Consider the following 16,718-nt stretch of genomic DNA (forward strand, 5'->3'; position numbering starts at 1 on the left):
TCGAGGGCGATCCACCCCGCGGGGTCGATTTCGGGCACGCTGCTGCGCAAAGGTTCCAGCCACGCCAGGGCGTTCACGGGGTCACCCTTTCGTGTACACCGCGGCGGGTACGCCGTAAACGATCGTGTTGTCGGCGACGTTTCGGGTGACCACCGAACCGGCGCCGACCAGCGCACCCGCGCTGATGGCGACGCCGGCCAGCACCACGGCGCCGCTGCCGATCTTGCAGCCTTCGCCGAAGGTCGGCGGGGTCAAGGCCAACTCGATCTCGGGCTGTCGCCAGATCAGCTGTTTGTCGTTGATCGTACGGACGCCGGCGCCAAGGAACACGTGGTCGCCGACCACAGTGTCGGCCGTCAAGTGCGAGCCGGGCGAGCAGCGCACACCGGAGCCGATCCGGGTGCCCCGCTCGACGGTGAGGTTTGCGGCGAGTTGGCTTCGCGCACCGACGCTGACACCGGTGCGCAGCAGGGTGTGGTGCCCGATCGTGGTGTCGTCACCGATCGTGACACCGGCGTAGATGATCGCACCGGCGCGGATGATCACCGCGGTGCCAAGGATCGTGGTGCCGCCCGCGCCGGAGTAGTACTCGCGTACGGCATAGCCGTACTCGGGCTCGCCCAGGATGGTCTGATGCCCGACATAGGCGTGGTCGCCGATGGTCAAGCCGCCGTGCAGCACGGCGTTCGCGCCGACGGTGACCTGCTCACCGAGCACGATCGGGCGGTGTACGCCCTGGAGATCAGCGGCCAGGAACACGGTGGTCGGGTGCACGCGGCAGCCAGGCCCGATCCGCAGCAGTCCGGCCTGGACGAGCTGCGCCGCGGTGATCGGCTCGGCAAGTGTCGTCGGGTGTGTCATCGAAACTCCCTGCAACTCGGCGCCCGTCGGTGACAGGTGAGGCGGGCCATGCATCCAGTGCACCCGCATCGGGCGCCGACAAGAAGGCATCTCACTTCCCCTGCAAGCGGCTTGCGTGATCTGCAATCGGACGGTCACCCTGAAACTCCCGTGCGACGAACGGAGCCACCGTGACCGCACCCCCGCACTGGACGGCCAATCCGGCGGTCCAGCGGGCAGTTCATGCCCGCGACTTCGCCACGATCCTGCGGTTCTCCCGCATGGCAGCCGGTCTGACCCTGGGGCAGCTCGGCGTGGCTGGCGGCTACTCGGCGTCGACCTTGTCGCGGTTGGAGAGCGGGCGCCGGGCCATCCGCGACGTCACCGAGTTACGCACATTGGCTGACCTGTACGACGTACCTGCGGAAATGTTCGGCCTGGCATCCACGTCCGGACCAGCCGCCGGGGCTACCCTGGCCACAACTGTGGACGGAGAGGGCGACACCGTGCACCGACGCAACTTCCTTGCAGGCGCAGCGGCCGTCGGCGCCGCAGCGGCGTTTCCGGCGACGCCGGCCACCGCGGCGCCGACCGGGCCCACTATCGAGGACGTGGTGTTCGGCCGGCTCACTGCCGAGCCGCTGCCCGGCCAGCGACTGGCAGCCCAGATCGCCGCCGCTCGAGCCGACTACCGGGCTACCCGCTACACCCGGCTCGCCCGGCGACTGCCGAGGCTGCTCGCCCAAGCAGTCGCCAGCCGCTCGGCCGCCGGGCCGAGCGAGCAGGCCGCCGCCGCGCAGCGGCTCGCCGAGGCGTACGGCGTCGCGACGCAACTGCTCATCAAGCTGTACGACAATGGCCTGGCCTGCGCCACCGCCGACCGGGCCGTACAGGCGGCAGCCTCCGGCAACAGTCCGCTGATCATGGCAGAGAGCCGGCGGCTCGCGGCGACCGTGCTGCGCCGCGTCGACCACCGTGACAGCGCTCAAAAGCTCGTGTTGCAGGCGGCCGGAGAGCTGCGCAGCTCTACCACGGAATCGGCGCTGCCTTCCACGCCATGTACGGGCAGTTGCTGGCCGTCGCCGCTTACACCGCGGCGATCCGCGACGACCGCGACACCGCTGGGATGCTCCTGTCGGAGGCGGAACAACCGGCCCGCGCGGCCGGGACCTCCACTCGGTTCAACACCACCGAGCTCGCCGTCTACCGCATTGGCGTCGCTCGCAAGCTTGGCGACTACGGCGCCGCCGTCGACTACGCCGGCAAGATCGATCCACGCTCGATCACCGACGCCGAGCGCCGCGCCCGCTACTGGGAAGACACCGCTCTGGCGTTACAGGGACGCGGCCGGGCTTCGGCAGCCTTCGACACCCTGCTCGCCGCCGAACGTGACGTCCCTGAGGAGGTCCGCTACCGGCCCTGGTCGCAGCAGCTCACCCACGACCTCCTCTCGGCACCGGCCAGCTACAGCCTGTCCGGCGTTCGTGAGTTCGCCACCCGGATCGGCATCGTGTAATCACGTCTACCTTCGCGTGACCCCCTGCCTTGCGGCGCTCGCGGTCTAGGTCTTTGTCGGGAGGCCTGCGGCGCGCCACGCGAGGTAGCCGCCGGTCAGGTCGGTCGCCCGGTGGAGGCCCAGGTCCTGCAGCGAGGCGGCGGCCAGGCTGCTGGTGTAGCCCTCCTGGCAGTAGACGATCACCTCGAGGTCGAAGCGGTCGGCGAACGGCAGCCGGGCGTCGCTGCGCGGGTCGAGCCGCCACTCCAGGACGTTGCGCTCGATGATCACGGCGCCGGGGATCTCGCCGGACTCGGACCGCTGCGCCTGCGGGCGGATGTCCACCAGGATCGCGCCGCGCGTCAGGGCGTCGGCCACCGCCCGCGGGTCGAGCCGGTGCAGCCGGGTGCGGGCCGCGGCCAGGATCTCGTCGATGCCGCGCGAGCCGGGGGGAGGAGTCAGCACGCGTTCGTCCTAGCGCCGGACTTCGTAGACCCGGCTGACCGGGCCTTCCGCGGCGAGCCGCCAATACCGTAGGCCGGCCTGGGCGGCGATCTCGCGCAGCGCCGCCTCCCCGGCGTGGTTGCCCAGCGCCTGCGGACCGCCACCGCCGGAAAGCGCGGCCGGAAGACACAGAATCGGCGACAGCGCATAGAAGATCCGCTCGATCGGCGTGCCGGCCTCGCTGGGACGGGCCGGCGCGTTCGGCTCGATGATCAGACATACGCCGTCGTCGGCAAGTGCCCGCTCGGCGTGGACGAGGGCGGCCAGCGGGTCACCGAGATCGTGCAGACAGTCGAAGTAGGTGATCAGCTCGAAGGTCCGCGCCGGCAAAGCGGACGCCGCGGCGAATTCGAAGGTGACCCGGTCGGCCACTCCTTCCCGCTCGGCCAGCAGCTGAGCCGCGACGATCGAGGGCAGGTGCGGGTCGTAGCCGACGAATCGGGACCGCGGGAACGCCTTGGCCATCAGGACGGTGGTATGCCCGTAACCGCATCCGACATCCGCGACCGCGACGCCGCGGTCCAGCTTCGCGACGGCACCGGAGATCGACGGCAACCACCGCGAGACCAGGGCGGCCGCATAACCCGGCCGGAACGACTCCGCCGCGGCCGCGAAGAACTCCGCGCCGTGCTCGTCCCAGTCGACTCCGTCCCCCGTACGGTAGGCCTGTTCCAAGGTTTTCCCGCTCGCGTAGAGGCTGGGCAGCATCCCGAACAGGCCCATGAGATAGACCGGCGACGTGGCGTTGCTCAGCACCATGGCGTTTTCGGTGGGGAGCAGATAGGTGTCGTTCTCCTCCACGACGTATTCGTTGGCGACCTGCAGCGCGAGCCACTCGTTGACGTAACGCGCGGACAGCCCGGTCTGCTCGGCGAGTTGCCGCACGGTCACCGGGCCGGCCATCGCCATCGCCTGGTAGAGCCCGAGCCGGCCACCCAGCACCGTCGAGATCGCCGAGAACGCGGCACCGGCGTCGCCGGTGACCCGCCCGAGGAACTGCATCATGCGTCCCTCGTCAAACGTATTTCCGCTATCCATTTCCGTTTCCTTAAGGACGATCTCGATCTGTTGCCTTCCTCGGCCTCGTGCGGCTGAATGGCGAGCGTGTCGCTGTGTTGGACGCCACGGGTCACCGCCTGGATACGGACCTGATAATTGCGGTACGCGGACGCTTGCGCGGAGCACGGTTTTGACCGTAGGAGTGCGTGCTCATGCCTGTCATGGCCGTGGCATCGCGCGGCCTTGCCTAAAAATCGCATCGGGAGAAATGGATGCTCGACGAATTGAGTGCCGCCGTCGCCCGCCACAGCGCCGCGTTGTGGACGCATACGGCGGTGCCACGCCTGAGTCTGGTCAGCGTCGAGGAGACGGCATCGGCCGAACTGCTGCACGAGCCGATGATCTGCTTTGCCGTCGAGGGGGCGAAACGGACCACCGCCGGTGACCGCACATGGCTGATCAGGCGCGGAGATCTGTTCCTCAACTCGCTCGAAGTCCCGGTCACCGCCAGCGCCCACCAAGCCCCCTTTCGCTGCGTTGTGCTGCGCCTCGACGCCACCGTGCTGGCCGGCCTTCTCCTGGAACTCGACACGACCGAACTGCGCGCGCTGCCCAGTCCCGATGGACAGGTCGCCGCACCGATCACCCCGGAACTGGCCGATGCGGTGACCCGATGGGTGCGCCTGCTCGACACCCCGGCCGATATCGGACCACTCGCGTCCGGGATCGAGACCGAAATCCTGTACCGGCTGCTGAACGGTCCCGTCGCCCCCGTGCTGCGGCAGTTCGCGATCGCCGACTCCAGCCTGTCCCGGATTCGCGCGGCCGCCCGGTGGATTCGCGAGAACTATGACCAGCCGTTGAGCATCGAGACCATCGCCGCCACCGCGCACATGAGCGTTGCCACGTTGCACCGGCAGTTCAAAGCGGCCACCGGTATGAGCCCGATCCGCTTCCAGAAACAGCTACGGCTGCAGGAGGCGCGGCGTTTGTTGCTGGCCCGCGCCGGCAGCGCCGCACAGGTGGCCACCGTCGTCGGATATGCCAGCCCTTCGCAGTTCAACCGCGAGTACCGGCGGGCCTTCGGTCTGCCTCCGGCGCAGGACGCCAGCCGGCTGCGGCAGCGCGTGACCACGGCCTGACCCGGCCAGGCATTCCATGGAGCGGGATCGATGAATGGTGGCCGGATGGTGATGACGAATCGTGGAACCTCTCTGTTGCGCTCCACGGACGCGGACGAGGTCAGCGCGTACTGTGGGAACTTCTTTTTCACCCATCGCATATCGCATCTCGGGGATCCGCGCGATTTCTCGTTCAGCCTCGACGACATGCCGCTCGGGCCGGTGCGGATCTCCGAGATCGTGTACGAGGCGGACGCCGCGATCCAGCTCGGCGGTTTCCGGTCCAGCTACAGCTTCTTCCTGCCGGTCCAGGGGTTCGTCTGCATCGAGCATCAGAAATCAACGGTCCTGGTCGATCCGAGCCTCGGATTGGTCGTCGCTCCGCGGGAACCGGTCAATCTGATCCATTGGAGCGCGCGCACTAAGGCTCTCCTGGTGTGGTTCGAGGAGGGCCCGCTCGAGAACGAGATCGCCGCCATGCTCGGGCGCGGGGTCCGGCGATCCGTCGGTTTCCAGGCGCAGGTGCGGACCGGCACGCCGGATCTGGCCGCGTGGATCGAGCTGGTGCGCACCGTGCACCGGTCCCGCGATCTCGTACGGCATTCGTTCGTGTCGGCCTCGCTATCGGACAGTCTCGTCCGGGGTTTCCTGTCGGTGACACAGCACGAATATCGCGAATACCTCGATCGCCGGGTCGGCGCCGGTTTCTCACCGACCCTGTGTGCGGCGACCGAGCTGATCGATGGGAACGCGAACCTGCCGCTCACCCCCTTACACATCGCCGCGCATTGCAATGTGGACGTCCGGACACTGCACGCCGCATTCCGCAAACATCTCGGAACGACGCCGATGGAGTACCTCCGTAGCGTGCGCCTGCAGCGGATCCACGCCGACCTGCGCGACTCGGGCCCCGAGGTCACCGTGGCGTCGATCGTGCACAAATGGGGAGTCACGCACCTCGGGCACTTCTCCGCGGTCTACCGTTCGACCTTCGGTGTCCTGCCGTCGGAAACGCTGCGCGGGACCTAAGCGCTCCAGGGACATTCTCGTACGCCTCAGGGATAGCTTCGCTACGCGCTGCGAAATTAGCGTCCTCGACGTGGAAGAACTCCGATTTTCTCGTCATGACTTGATCGATCCTGAGGCCCGCGTGGCCCTCGAACAGTTGCTGGCGGCGGTGCCCGGCGGCATCGCCGGCATACCCGACGTGGTTCAGCGCCGGGCAGTCTTCGAGGCCTTGATCGACAGCCTGCCCGCGCCCGCCAACCCCGGCGTCAGTAAACAGAACCGCACGATCCCCGGGCCGAGCGGCGACCCCAATCTTCCGGTACGCGTCTATCGCCCGGCCGGCGCCGACGGAACCGGCCCGGGAATCGTGTTCATCCACGGCGGCGCCATGTCCTTCGGAAGCCTCGAGACCGAGGACGCGGTCGCGACGATGCTGTGCGACCAGCTTGGCGCGGTCGTGGTCTCGGTGGGCTTCCGCCAGGCGCCGGAAAACCCCTATCCCGCGCCGTTCGACGACTGCTACGCCGGCCTGGTCTGGACGGCCGCGAACACCGCCGAACTCGGCTTCGCGCCGGGCCGGCTGGCCATCGTCGGCGGCAGCAGCGGCGCCAACCTGACCATCGCGGTGGCGATGCGGGCCCGCGACAGCCAGGGCCCCTCGATCCGGTTCATCATGCCGTTCTCGCCGATGATCGACGACACCAACACGACCGCGTCCAGCCACGAGATCACCGACATCGGCGCCTTCGACCGGAGCCACAACATCGAGTGCTGGGCCTGGTATCTCGGCGGCAGGCCCGCCGACCAGTACGCCGCGCCGGCCCGCGCCTCCGATCTGGCCGGCCTGCCCCCGGCGTTCATCGACGTCGGGACCGTCGACGTGTTCCGGGACGAGGCCGTCGGCTTCGCCCAGCGGCTCATGGCGGCGGGCGTCCCCACCGAGCTTCATGTGCATCCCGGTGCCTACCACGGCGCCGAGACGTTCGCCCCGGAGTCGGCGCTCGGCCGGCGGATCTGGGGGCTCCGCATCGATGCCGTCCGGCGGGCGCTGGCCTGACCATGCCCAAAAATGGGTCGCCGTCGGTGACGGCCCTCGGATAGCGTCCACGGCCTCGGCTTTGACCGTCTCAGCTTTACCGTCGCGCCTAGCCTCGACCAAGGACGTCCGTGAAAGCCCCGCCTTTCTGGTGCCGCTGCGCCACTCCCGGTTCCGGCGAGTGTGGTTCGGGCAAGCTCTCAGCTCGACCGGTAACGGCGTCTTCACCGTCGCGCTCGCCGCCTCGGTGCTGGGCGCGCATCGCACCGCCGACCTCGGCTACGTGGTCGCCGCGGACGGTGCCGGGCTCGTCGCGGTGTCCCTGCTCGGCGGCGTGCTGGCCGACCGGTTCCGCCGCAGCCGGATGATGATCGGGGCGGACGCGCTCCGCTTCGGCGCGACCGTCGGCTTCGGGCTGGGGGCGGCCGCGGCGCCGCTGCCGCTCGCCGTTGTGCTGGCCGCGTTGATGGGTGTGGGGCTCGGGCTGTTCCAACCGGCGTACGGAGCACTGGTGCCCTCGGTGGTTCCCCAGGAGGGCCTGGCCGGGGCCAACGCCCTCGTTTCGATCACCAACAGGTTCGCTCTGGTGGCCGGGCCGGCGGTCGGCGGACTCATCCTGACGTTCGCCGGGCCCGGGCCGGCCTTCTGGCTGGACGCGGGCTCGTTCGGGGTCAGCATGCTCATGCTCCTCGGCCTGGGCGACGCCCGGCCGGAGCGGCAGGCCGGCGGCAACGTCCTCACCGAGGCCAAGGCGGGCCTCGCGCTGGTGCGGGAACGCCGCTGGGTACTGACGATCATTCTGCAGGGGACGCTGCAGTTGCTGCTGGTCATGTCGCCCGCCTTGGTCCTGCTGCCGATCCTGCTCCAGGAACGCGGCCTTCTCGCCTACTACGGCCTGATGACCGGGCTCCAGGCGGTGGGCGCGATCCTCGGCGGGATGCTGATCGCCTCGTGGAAGCCACGGCTGCCGGGGGCGGTGGCCGTGTCGGCCCTGGCACTGCTGGGTCTGCAACTGGTGGCGCTGGCCCTGGAACTGCCGCTGTTCGTGCTGGGTGCGGCGATGGTGGCGACCGGCGCCGGGTACGCGGTTTTCGGGGTGCTCTGGTACACGGCGCTGCAGAAGTCGATCCCGGAGGAGCTGCGTGGCCGGGTCATGTCGGTGGACATGCTCGGCACCTTCGGTCTGGCGCCTGTCGGTCTGGCCCTCGCACCGCTGGCGCTCGGCGCCTGGGGTGAGCGGAGGGTGCTGCTGGCGGCGACCGTGGTGCTCGCTGCCAGCACCATCGTCCCGCTGCTGCGGCGGGACGTGCGGACGTTCGACGAGCGTGGTCCCGGGCCGGTGCCGCTGGGACACCGACCGGCCGAGCCTGTCAACGCTGAGTAGCCGTATCGCCTCGGAGAGCCGTCCAGCATGAGATGGCCGCCGGTGAGTTGGGCGACAGCTCGCCGGCGCGGCTCGCGGTGAGCTTCGTCATCCGCAGTATCCGTGTGAGAGGGCCGGGGAGCCTTTCGTGAACGGGAAGATCCAGTTCTTGAGAACCCTCCACAAACGAGGCCGATGGTTCATCTCCGTGGCCGTGATATCCGGCATGCTTAAAACTGCGTCGGGACGCGAGTAAAGTAACCGCCCGCATTCGCTGAAAAGGAGATTCTGGATGGTCACTGCGCGTCCATCGGCAGGCCCCGTTTTGGTCGTGCGCGGCCGAATTCGCCGCATTGCTTTTTGACATCGCTGGCACCGTAAGTGAGCAGGTGTAACCCGATAGGGACACCGTTGTAACGGTTTGGGAAACGGTGTCGGCGGGTTCGCGCCTGAGCAAGTAATGTGCAGCCGCCGAAGCTGAGTATCTCCTGATAGGAACAAAGTAGTGTCCTACGACCAGCCGCCCACCGGCGGCTATGGCTACCCGCCGCCGCCCGGCCAGCCGGGCTATCCGCCGCGCGATGGCCAGGGCTACCCGCAGCCGGGCAATCAAGGTTTCCCCCCGCCGGGCAATCAGGGCTATCCGCCGCCCGGGGGCGGCTATCCGCCGCCTCCCGGGGATTACCCGCCGGGTCCGGGTCCGGGTTACCCGCCGGGTCAGGATTACCCGCCAGGACCCGGTTACTCGCCTGAGGCCCCGCCGCAGCAGCGTTTCAGCGGACTGGCGATCGCCGGCTTCGTCCTGTCCTTCCTCGGCGGCGTGCTCGGGTTCGTGCTGAGCCTCATCGCCATCTTCCAGACCGGTAAGGGCAAGAAGCGGGGCCGCGGCCTCGCGGTCTCCGGCGTCGTCATCTCCGTGGTCGTCGCGGGTCTGGGTATCGCCTTGGTCGTCTCCGCCTCGAACTCGAGTTCCCTCGACCCTGGCTGCGCTCCCGGTCAGGCGGCGATCCTCAAGGTCACCGGAAACCAGTCGCTGGACTCCGTGCAGAGTGCGATCACCGACCTGAACACGGCCGCCGCCAAGGCCAAGAGCGACAAGGTGCGGACCGCGATGACGACACTCGCCAACGACGCCGGCAAGATCGTGGCGGACGCGCAGAAGGGCCAGGCCCCCAGCGCAGCCGCCCTGCAGAAGGTCAACACGGACGGTCTGGCCATCGAAACTCTGTGCCCGATCGGCTCCTGACGTGCGACGAGCGGTACCGGGTTTCTCCGGTACCGCTCGACCGCGTGGAGATCTCCGTCGTTCAGCCTGCTGGGGAGGTGACGACCTGGAGATCCATCGGAATCTGGTAGGAGTGTGGGCCGGCCAACGCGGGATCGAACGTTCGTAGCCCGGCGGCCGGGAACGCAGCGCGGTGGCTCGGGACGGGCATTGCCGCGCGGAGGGCGTCAGCCAGCCGCCCACCGCCCCGCGTCGATAGGCCCGGACAGGTCCCAGCTCACCACAGTGGCCGCCCCACCCGGGTGTGGGCAGCCGCGACGGCCGGAAGGCGACCGCGACCAGGCCGATATTGCGCCACCAGGCCGCAGTTCCCCACACCGCGGCCACACCACCCAGGTGTGGGGAGTCGCGACGCCTGGGATGCTGTGGTTGCCCACACTGCGGCCACCCCCACCCAGGTGTGGGGAGTCGCGACGCCTGGGATGCTGCGGTTGCCCACACCGCGGCCACCCCCAGCCACGTGTGGGGAGTCGCCACGGCCGGAAGGTCCCAGCTCCCCACAGCGACGGCCCTCGCAGATCGGCGCCGGGCGGCTCGTCCGACGCGAGCAGCCGTCGGTCCTTGTGCTCTCGATGCGGGTCCTGGTTGATCCGCTGGTGTACGTCCCGCCGGACGTTGGGTTGGTGCCCCGTCCGGCGGGAGTGCGGCGTCAGCTCTGGAAGTGGTCGAACGTCCAGGTTTTGGTGCTCCACTTGATGCACAGGGGCGTGGTGCCGCTCAGCGCGAAATACATCGACATCTTGGAGCGGGTCTCCGGGCCGAACTGGCCGTCCTTGCCGGCGCCCATGACGCCCTGCGCGTAGACCAAGGCGTTGTAGGTGTTGGTGCCGAAGTCGCCGTCGGGGACCAGGGAGCGGTTGTAGCAGATGTTCAAGTTGTTCTGCAGGCCCCAGACCGCCGTGCTGTTGTTGCCGCGGGACAGGCCGCAGTTGGTGCTGCCGCTCGCGGTGACCGGCACGTATTGGGCCTCATATGCGCCGGACCGGAACTGGGCGGCCTTGGTGCACGACGCGGTGGCAAAGCCCACCGGGTCGGCATTGGCGGCGCCGGCACCGGCCAGGCTCACGCCGAGGCCGAGGACCGCGGCGGCGCACACCGCACCGATGCGTTTGAGGGTCGTTCGCATGATCATTTGGCTCCCCGATCTTCCATTGTGGATCAAAACCTACGACTCGTTCTCACGAGCGTCAATGGATTAATCGATCAAGGACAATGTTTATGAAAGGCGGGAAGGGGACGGGCGCGGTGTGCGTCCGTCCCCGATCGCTCGCTCTATTCGAGCACGTCTGTCGATTCCGGCTCGACGTGTTCGCGGAGGTGGCGGTTGTGCCTGGGCTCCTGCTTCGACTTCGCGTCGTTCAGTCGCCGGCGCAGGTCGTCGCGCACGTCGTTGAGGGCGTCGTGCAGGTTGTCCTCGCTCGAGGTGGTGACGATCTTCGGCCGGCCGGCGATCCAGCATTCCAGGGTGACCTTCTGGCCCCGCGCGGCGCGATCCTTGACCGACACCTCAAGCTCGGTCGTGTCGGTGGGGAACGAGGCGAGCCGGCCGTCGAGTGTCGCGAACTGCTCGACGATCCAGTTCAGGTCGCCCTGCGAGAATCCGGCGCCGACCCGAAGGCACTCGCCGACGCTCGCTGGGTTGGCCACAGCACTCATCACATCTCCTCAAAACCGGCGTAAACGTCGTATCGCCGCAAGATTTCCCCGATCCGTAAGATCGAAAACCCGCGAGCGAACGCCGCGAGCAAACCCGCGCGAGCAAACCCGCGCGAGCAGGGCCGCGATCAAGGCCGCGAGTGGGGATGCGGGCAACGCCGCGTGCAAACCCGCGAGCAAGCCCGCGTGAGCAGGGCCGCGATCAAGGCCGCGAGTGGGGATGCGGGCAACGCCGCGTGCAAACCCGCGAGCAAGCCCGCGTGAGCAGGGCCGCGATCAAGGCCGCGAGTGGGGATGCGGGCAACGCCGCGTGCAAACCCGCGAGCAAGGCCGCGAGCAAGGCCGCGAGCAAGGCCGCGAGCAAGGCCGCGAGCAAGGCCGCGAGCAAGGCCGCGAGCAAGGCCGCGAGCAAACCCGCCGGCGATGCACGAAAAGCCCAGGAGTGCCACCCCGGCCAGCGACGCCAGCACCCGCACACGCCAAAACAGGCGTACGCGCGGGCGCCAACCCAGGAACCCGCACCCCTGCCGACGTGCGCACACGTCATATAAGCCGTGTTGCGCCGGCTCCGCACGTCCGGGCGGAGCGTATAGATGCGCACCTGGTTGGCGACCATGCCGGACATCTGGTTGCTGTTCGCGTTGTCTGGGCGGGCCGGCTCTGCCGACGGTAGCCGAGGTCGTCTCGTGGCATCGTCGATCGGGATCGCAGCGCGGGGGCGGGCATTGCTGCGGCTTCGCCGGGCGGGCGCGTCTCACCGTCCACCCGACAGGAATCGCCCTGGAAGCCAGGTCGGCTCCCACCGCGGCCCTGCAACGCCCCTGCAGTGCCATCATGTGGGATCCGCGTCCGTTGTGCGGGATTGGTGACCACATCGTGGCAGCAGGTCCACAATGCGAGAATTACATCCATAGTGGAGCGTCGTTTTCCGCTTTCGTCCCCGTTTGGTCGGCCGCGTTCTCTGATGTTTTGTAGACCTTGGATACTTAGGGTTCGCATGTGGGCGTAACTCTCCAAGGTCTCGATGAAACTCAGGATGTGGTCGGGATCGCCACATAGTAGGATGGATCGGCGAGGCGTGCGTCGACCTGCAGACATGTGCGGCTTATCGGGTATCTCGGCGGCGGATGTCGGTCGCGGGCTGCGAGTCGCAAAACGAGTTTGCCGCCTGGCTTGTGAGCTGGTGCTGGCAGACCAGTTCACGCACTGTTGCCGGTTGCCGGTTGCCGGTTCGGGTTGCGCGACCCGTACGGCATCGAGATCCGCCGCGGCCCGGGCTTGGAAAGGGAACAATGCGGATTCGGAACCCGACCTGGAAACGTCTCTAGGCTTTCCGCCGCAGGTACGCCTCGGCCAGCTGGCGAACGCGGGTCCGGTCGAAGCTGGGCCCGTGGCCGGGGTGGACGACGGCGACGTCGAGGCCGGTGAGGAACTCCATGGTGCGGCGGTAGTCGGCCACGTCGGAGTTCGGCAGGTCGTCGATCAGGCCGCCGTCGTAGATGATGTCGCCTGAATACAGGGTGCCGGTGCGCTCCTCCAGCAGGGCGATGCTTCCGGGTGTGTGGCCGGGCAGGTGCAGCACGGTCAGTTCGCGGCCGCCCAGGTCGATGCGATCGCCGTCGTCGAGCAGTCGGTGCAGGGTCACGGGTGCGACGAGGTAGGTGGCCGGGTCGTAGCCGGGCGTGGGCAGGGCGTCGATCATGAGTTCCGGTACCGGTTCTCCCGCCGCGTCGATGCCCAGCTCGTGGAAGAGCTCCGGGCCGTACAGGCTGGCCGGCACGCCCGCGGCCAGCAGCTCCGACTCGGCGGCATGGGCGGCCCGGTCCCCGAACTCGGACGCCCCGCCGACATGATCCAGATGGGCGTGGGTGAGCAGGACCATCGGGTCGCGCTCGAACATGCCCGGAATGGCCTCGTGCAAGGGGACGACGCCGAGCCCGGCGTCGACCACGATGTCGCGATCGTTGCCGCGCAGCCACCAGAAGTTCGCCGCCAGCAGATCGTTGACGTGCGGTTCGGAGATCCGGATGACGTCACCGGTCACTTCGGACAGCGCAAACCAATCGCCCATGCAGGCAAGTGTGCCAGCGCGCCGGGGCGAGTCAGCCGGGGCCGGCGCCGGTAGGCCAAGGCCGGTCAGTCGGGGTCGGTCGGCTGGCGCCGGTCAGTCGGGGTCGGTCGGCTGGCGCCGGTCAGTCGGGGTCGGTCGGCTGGCGCCGGTCAGTCGGGGTCGGTCGGCTGGCGCCGGTCAGTCGGGGGCCGTCGGCTGGCGCCGGTCAGTCGGGGGCCGTCGGCTGGCGCCGGTCAGTCGGGGGCCGTCGGCTGGCGCCGGTCAGCCGGGGGCCGTCAGCTGGAGCCGGTCAGTCGAGGGCCGTCAGCTGCAGCTGGTCAGACGAGGGCCAACAGCCGGGGCCGGTCAGCCGGTGGCGGCGTCCCAACCCGAATTTCCGGTACGCCCGTCGTACGCCTCCCGGGAGTCCAGCATTTCGTCGAAGTGCCGCTCGGTCCAGGCGCACGCCGCCGTCAGCGGTTCGAGCATGCTGCGGCCCACCGCGGTCAGCTCGTATTCCACGTGCGGCCCGATGACGGTGCGCGTGAGCAGGCCGTCCCGTTCCAGGGAACGCAGCGACTGGGTGAGGACCTTCGGCGTGACCCGGCGCAGCGGCACACGCAGCTCGGAGAACCGGCGCGGCCCCTGCTCGAGGCACCGGACGACCAGCGCCGCCCACTTGTCGCCGAAGCGGATCGGGTTGAGCGTCGACGGGCAGACCTCGTCGAACATGTCGGCCGGAAGGGGTTGCCTCATGGAGCCTCACGATAGCCGGTATCCGATCGGTAACCACCGTCGTCGATAGCTTCGCAACCGGCGTGGGAGCACCAGCTCCGGGCGTTGGAGAGAGGCGGATAACTATGGACATTGTGGTCTTCGGAGCCGGCGGCCGGGCCGGACGGCAGGCGGTGGCCGAGGCGTCGCGTCGCGGGCACCGGGTCACCGCGGTGGTGCGCCGGGGGCACCACGACCAGGCCGGTGTCCGGGTGGTCACCGGTGATGTCACGGACGCGGCGAGCATCGCCGCGGCGGCCGCCGGGCACGACGCGGCGATCAGCGCGGCCGTGGACGTGACGGCGCCACCGAACGAGTTTTTCACCGCGTCGGCGCGCGCTCTCGATGCCGGTCTGACCAAAGCGGGCGTACGGCGGCTGGTGGTTGTCGGTATTTCGTCGATCCTGCCCGGGGCGTCCGGTGCGCCGTTGATGGAGCAGCCCGGGTTCCCGACCGAGTATCAAGTCTTCGCCCTCGGTCACCTGGCCGGCCTGGACGAGCTCCGGAAGTCCGAGCTCGACTGGGCGTACGTGGCTCCGGCCGGCAACTTCGACCACGATGGCACGCCGAGCGGCCGTTACCGGTTCGCCGACCACGGGGATATGTCCAGCCTGATCACCTACGCGGACTTCGCGGTCGCGCTGCTCGACGAGATCGAGGCGCCGCGCCACCACCGGGCGACCGCCAGCGTCCGGTCCTGAATCCCGCGCCGGGTCACGTGCGCATGTCCCGGAGCCGGGGCGTCTTCGACCTGGGCGGCCGGTCGTTCGCCACGAGGACGGCTATCCACGGCAGGAACACCATGCCGACGAGGCAGAGGGCCAGCCACACCCAGAGTAACGGGGGGTGCACGCTGACCAGCACGGCGCCCAGGACGAGACAGCCGGTCCGCACGCCCATCATCAGCACGTAGCGGACCTGCCGGCTGTGCAACTGCGCTTGCTGACTCGGGGCCGCGTTCGTGATGACAACGGGCCGCTCCGACTGTTTCCTCACGATGACTATGACGCGGCGGCCCCCGCGGATGTGACAGCTGGTGTCCGGCAGCACCCGGAGAGCTGCCGGTCGATCAATTCAAAACACCATTTCCCGGTACGGCCGTGGGGCTGAGTCACCGGAAGTTCGGGTTCGAAGTTCCCGGTCGTGCCGTGGGTGCACGGAGCCCTCCGATGGGACGAATTCGGCGACCGGGATGTGACATTTTCCCGTGCCATGTACCGGCGTTATGCGTCACGGTGACGGGATCGGGGGCGAAACATACGCTCACTCGCATGAAGGTTCTGTTCTCCTGTGTTCCGGGTAAAGGCCATTACAATCCGCTTCTCCCACTCGCCCGCGCATTCGTACGGCGGGGTGATCGGGTTGCTTTTCTGACCGCGCGTTCGATGGCCCCGGACGTATCCATCGAAGGATTCGAGCATTTGCCCGCGGGCGCGTCCACCGACGAGATGTTCGCCGAGGCCGCGCGACGCAGCGGCGTGGATCAGGTGGCGGGCGCCGTACCGGGCGCGGTGGCCGAATTCTTCGCCGGAGCGCGGCTGGACCTCGGCGGCGACGCGGCCCTGGACCTGGCGCGGCAGTGGCAGCCGGACCTGATCGTCAACGAGATGTTCGATCTCGTCGGCGTTCTCGTGGCCACCGGGCTGACGGCGCCGCTGGCCACCGTCTCGCTCGGCCCGGCCACTCCGCCGGAGTTCCTCGACGCCATCGCGGCGAACGCGGCACCCCGTTTCGTCGCGCGTGGCTACGAGCCGCCGATCGGATTACCGGCCGGGCGGTGGGTGCTCGAAACCTGCCCGGACGGCCTCAGCGCCTCCCGGACGCCCACCAAGGCCGAGCGTCTGACACTGCGCCCCGAGGCGCACCGCGACTCGGCCGGGGCGGCGCCGGCGCTGCCCGCCCCGGTGCCCGGCCGGCCGCGCGTGCTGATCACGCTGGGCTCGCAGTTCGCCGCGTCGGAGGTCGTCGTCAAGCTGCTGGACGACCTGACCGGCGGCAGCGAACCGCTGGACGTCGAGTTCGTGGCGACGATCCTCCCCGGGGCCGACGTGGCCGGGGTCCGGCACCGGTCCGAGCACGTCACCGTGGTGCCGTTCCAGCCGCTGTCCCGGCTGCTCACCGGCGTTACCGCGGCGCTGATCCACGGCGGCGCGGGCACGACGCTGGGCTGTCTCGCCGAAGGGGTGCCGCTGGTGGTCTGGCCGCAGGGCCTCGACCAGCCGGTGCAGGCCGTCGCCGTGCACGCGGCCGGCGCCGGCATCGGCCTGCCGCCCGGCCCGGTGTCGGCGCCGGTGCTGCGCGAGGCGGTACGCCAGGTGGTGACCGATCCCGCGTACGCCGACGCGGCCGGCCGGATCCGCCGGGAGATCGAGGCGATGTCCGCTCCGGAGCGGGTCGCCGCCGACCTGGCCGAGGCGCTGGCCGCGAGCTGAGGCCGGACGGCGACAGGGCTGGCCGCGAGCTGGGGCCGCACGGCGAAAGGGCTGCGCGTGGGCCGCACGGCGAAAGGGCTGCGCAAGGGCCGCACGGCGAAGGGGCTGCGCAAGGGCCGCACGGCGAAGGGGCTGCGCCAGCCCCTTCGCTCGGC

18 protein-coding genes and 1 pseudogene are annotated in these 16,718 nt (G+C 69.2%); 10 read left to right on the forward strand and 9 right to left on the reverse strand.

Annotated elements, in window-relative coordinates:
• Positions 1–81 precede the first annotated feature (81 nt).
• Positions 82–861, reverse strand: coding sequence for a DapH/DapD/GlmU-related protein (locus tag HH310_RS21485; RefSeq protein WP_169177392.1), 780 nt, complete (start codon positions 859–861; stop codon positions 82–84).
• Between the two features lie 260 nt (positions 862–1,121).
• Between HH310_RS21485 and HH310_RS43970 the strand changes: the two are divergent.
• Positions 1,122–1,379, forward strand: a pseudogene (locus tag HH310_RS43970) (helix-turn-helix domain-containing protein); the annotation flags it as partial.
• Positions 1,380–1,543: 164 nt separating this feature from the next.
• Here HH310_RS43970 and HH310_RS43975 read toward each other — a convergent pair.
• Positions 1,544–1,765, reverse strand: coding sequence for a hypothetical protein (locus HH310_RS43975; protein ID WP_248294268.1), 222 nt, complete (start codon positions 1,763–1,765; stop codon positions 1,544–1,546).
• A 132-nt stretch (positions 1,766–1,897) separates the two neighbouring features.
• Here HH310_RS43975 and HH310_RS43980 point away from each other — a divergent pair, with 132 nt between their 5' ends.
• Positions 1,898–2,356: a hypothetical protein gene (locus HH310_RS43980; RefSeq protein WP_248294269.1), complete on the forward strand. Its 459-nt coding sequence runs from the start codon at positions 1,898–1,900 to the stop codon at positions 2,354–2,356.
• Between the two features lie 45 nt (positions 2,357–2,401).
• Here HH310_RS43980 and HH310_RS21495 read toward each other — a convergent pair whose 3' ends face one another.
• Both HH310_RS21495 and HH310_RS21500 read right to left on the reverse strand, forming a co-directional pair.
• Positions 2,402–2,800 (reverse strand): rhodanese-like domain-containing protein, encoded by a 399-nt coding sequence (locus HH310_RS21495; protein WP_169177393.1) that lies wholly within the window; start codon positions 2,798–2,800, stop codon positions 2,402–2,404.
• 9 nt (positions 2,801–2,809) lie between these two features.
• Positions 2,810–3,877 carry a class I SAM-dependent methyltransferase gene (locus HH310_RS21500; RefSeq protein WP_169177394.1) on the reverse strand — a complete coding sequence of 356 codons (1,068 nt, stop codon included), beginning with the start codon at positions 3,875–3,877 and terminating at the stop codon, positions 2,810–2,812.
• Between the two features lie 233 nt (positions 3,878–4,110).
• On the opposite strand from HH310_RS21500, the gene HH310_RS21505 reads away from it, so the two are divergent.
• From HH310_RS21505 to HH310_RS44875, 5 genes are all read left to right on the forward strand, one after another.
• On the forward strand, positions 4,111–4,980 hold the full coding sequence (locus HH310_RS21505; protein WP_169177395.1) for an AraC family transcriptional regulator: 870 nt from the start codon (positions 4,111–4,113) through the stop codon (positions 4,978–4,980).
• Between the two features lie 51 nt (positions 4,981–5,031).
• Entirely contained in the window at positions 5,032–5,988 is a 957-nt protein-coding gene (locus HH310_RS21510) for an AraC family transcriptional regulator (protein ID WP_169177396.1), read from the forward strand.
• Between the two features lie 100 nt (positions 5,989–6,088).
• Positions 6,089–7,024 carry an alpha/beta hydrolase gene (locus HH310_RS21515; protein ID WP_211192448.1) on the forward strand — a complete coding sequence of 312 codons (936 nt, stop codon included), beginning with the start codon at positions 6,089–6,091 and terminating at the stop codon, positions 7,022–7,024.
• Positions 6,999–8,387, forward strand: a complete 1,389-nt coding sequence (locus tag HH310_RS21520; protein ID WP_248294242.1) for an MFS transporter — start codon at positions 6,999–7,001, stop codon at positions 8,385–8,387. Before HH310_RS21515 ends, HH310_RS21520 begins: the two co-directional genes overlap by 26 nt.
• A gap of 484 nt (positions 8,388–8,871) precedes the next feature.
• A complete protein-coding gene (locus HH310_RS44875; RefSeq protein ID WP_211192449.1) occupies positions 8,872–9,612 on the forward strand; it encodes a hypothetical protein in 741 nt (246 codons plus the stop codon).
• A 688-nt stretch (positions 9,613–10,300) separates the two neighbouring features.
• Here HH310_RS44875 and HH310_RS21530 read toward each other — a convergent pair.
• Together HH310_RS21530 and HH310_RS21535 are read right to left on the reverse strand one after the other, a co-directional pair.
• Positions 10,301–10,777 carry a peptidoglycan-binding protein gene (locus HH310_RS21530; RefSeq protein ID WP_169177399.1) on the reverse strand — a complete coding sequence of 159 codons (477 nt, stop codon included), beginning with the start codon at positions 10,775–10,777 and terminating at the stop codon, positions 10,301–10,303.
• A 146-nt stretch (positions 10,778–10,923) separates the two neighbouring features.
• The gene (locus HH310_RS21535; RefSeq protein WP_169177400.1) at positions 10,924–11,307 is read right to left on the reverse strand and encodes an HPF/RaiA family ribosome-associated protein; all 384 of its coding nucleotides are present in this window, start codon (positions 11,305–11,307) and stop codon (positions 10,924–10,926) included.
• A gap of 260 nt (positions 11,308–11,567) precedes the next feature.
• Between HH310_RS21535 and HH310_RS21540 the strand changes: the two genes are divergently transcribed.
• Complete coding sequence (locus HH310_RS21540) at positions 11,568–11,858, forward strand: hypothetical protein (protein WP_169177332.1); 291 nt, start codon at positions 11,568–11,570, stop codon at positions 11,856–11,858.
• 773 nt (positions 11,859–12,631) lie between these two features.
• Here the strand turns inward: HH310_RS21540 and HH310_RS21550 are convergent.
• Positions 12,632–13,378, reverse strand: a complete 747-nt coding sequence (locus HH310_RS21550) for an MBL fold metallo-hydrolase (RefSeq protein ID WP_169177401.1) — start codon at positions 13,376–13,378, stop codon at positions 12,632–12,634.
• A gap of 345 nt (positions 13,379–13,723) precedes the next feature.
• Complete coding sequence (locus tag HH310_RS21555) at positions 13,724–14,113, reverse strand: helix-turn-helix domain-containing protein (RefSeq protein ID WP_169177402.1); 390 nt, start codon at positions 14,111–14,113, stop codon at positions 13,724–13,726.
• 104 nt (positions 14,114–14,217) lie between these two features.
• Between HH310_RS21555 and HH310_RS21560 the strand changes: the two genes are divergently transcribed.
• The gene (locus HH310_RS21560; RefSeq protein WP_169177403.1) at positions 14,218–14,832 is read left to right on the forward strand and encodes an NAD(P)-dependent oxidoreductase; all 615 of its coding nucleotides are present in this window, start codon (positions 14,218–14,220) and stop codon (positions 14,830–14,832) included.
• Between the two features lie 13 nt (positions 14,833–14,845).
• Here HH310_RS21560 and HH310_RS21565 read toward each other — a convergent pair whose 3' ends face one another.
• Entirely contained in the window at positions 14,846–15,127 is a 282-nt protein-coding gene (locus HH310_RS21565; protein WP_169177404.1) for a DUF3099 domain-containing protein, read from the reverse strand.
• Positions 15,128–15,402: 275 nt separating this feature from the next.
• On the opposite strand from HH310_RS21565, the gene HH310_RS21570 reads away from it, so the two are divergent.
• Positions 15,403–16,563, forward strand: coding sequence for a glycosyltransferase (locus HH310_RS21570; RefSeq protein WP_169177405.1), 1,161 nt, complete (start codon positions 15,403–15,405; stop codon positions 16,561–16,563).
• The last annotated feature ends 155 nt before the right edge of the window (positions 16,564–16,718 follow it).

Source organism: Actinoplanes sp. TBRC 11911 (assembly GCF_012933445.1).
In the GTDB taxonomy this organism is placed as follows: domain Bacteria; phylum Actinomycetota; class Actinomycetes; order Mycobacteriales; family Micromonosporaceae; genus Actinoplanes.

Bases quoted from the DNA above. Each gene is read 5' to 3' on its own strand.
- HH310_RS21485 (WP_169177392.1), bottom strand. From the start codon at position 861: ATGACACACCCGACGACACTTGCCGAGCCGATCACCGCGGCGCAGCTC.
- HH310_RS43975 (WP_248294268.1), bottom strand. From the start codon at position 1,765: ATGATCAGCGGACTGTTGCCGGAGGCTGCCGCCTGTACGGCCCGGTCG.
- HH310_RS43980 (WP_248294269.1), top strand. From the start codon at position 1,898: ATGTACGGGCAGTTGCTGGCCGTCGCCGCTTACACCGCGGCGATCCGC.
- HH310_RS21500 (WP_169177394.1), bottom strand. From the start codon at position 3,877: ATGGATAGCGGAAATACGTTTGACGAGGGACGCATGATGCAGTTCCTC.
- HH310_RS21505 (WP_169177395.1), top strand. From the start codon at position 4,111: ATGCTCGACGAATTGAGTGCCGCCGTCGCCCGCCACAGCGCCGCGTTG.
- HH310_RS21510 (WP_169177396.1), top strand. From the start codon at position 5,032: ATGACGAATCGTGGAACCTCTCTGTTGCGCTCCACGGACGCGGACGAG.
- HH310_RS21520 (WP_248294242.1), top strand. From the start codon at position 6,999: ATGCCGTCCGGCGGGCGCTGGCCTGACCATGCCCAAAAATGGGTCGCC.
- HH310_RS21530 (WP_169177399.1), bottom strand. From the start codon at position 10,777: ATGCGAACGACCCTCAAACGCATCGGTGCGGTGTGCGCCGCCGCGGTC.
- HH310_RS21535 (WP_169177400.1), bottom strand. From the start codon at position 11,307: ATGAGTGCTGTGGCCAACCCAGCGAGCGTCGGCGAGTGCCTTCGGGTC.
- HH310_RS21550 (WP_169177401.1), bottom strand. From the start codon at position 13,378: ATGGGCGATTGGTTTGCGCTGTCCGAAGTGACCGGTGACGTCATCCGG.
- HH310_RS21555 (WP_169177402.1), bottom strand. From the start codon at position 14,113: ATGAGGCAACCCCTTCCGGCCGACATGTTCGACGAGGTCTGCCCGTCG.
- HH310_RS21560 (WP_169177403.1), top strand. From the start codon at position 14,218: ATGGACATTGTGGTCTTCGGAGCCGGCGGCCGGGCCGGACGGCAGGCG.
- HH310_RS21570 (WP_169177405.1), top strand. From the start codon at position 15,403: ATGAAGGTTCTGTTCTCCTGTGTTCCGGGTAAAGGCCATTACAATCCG.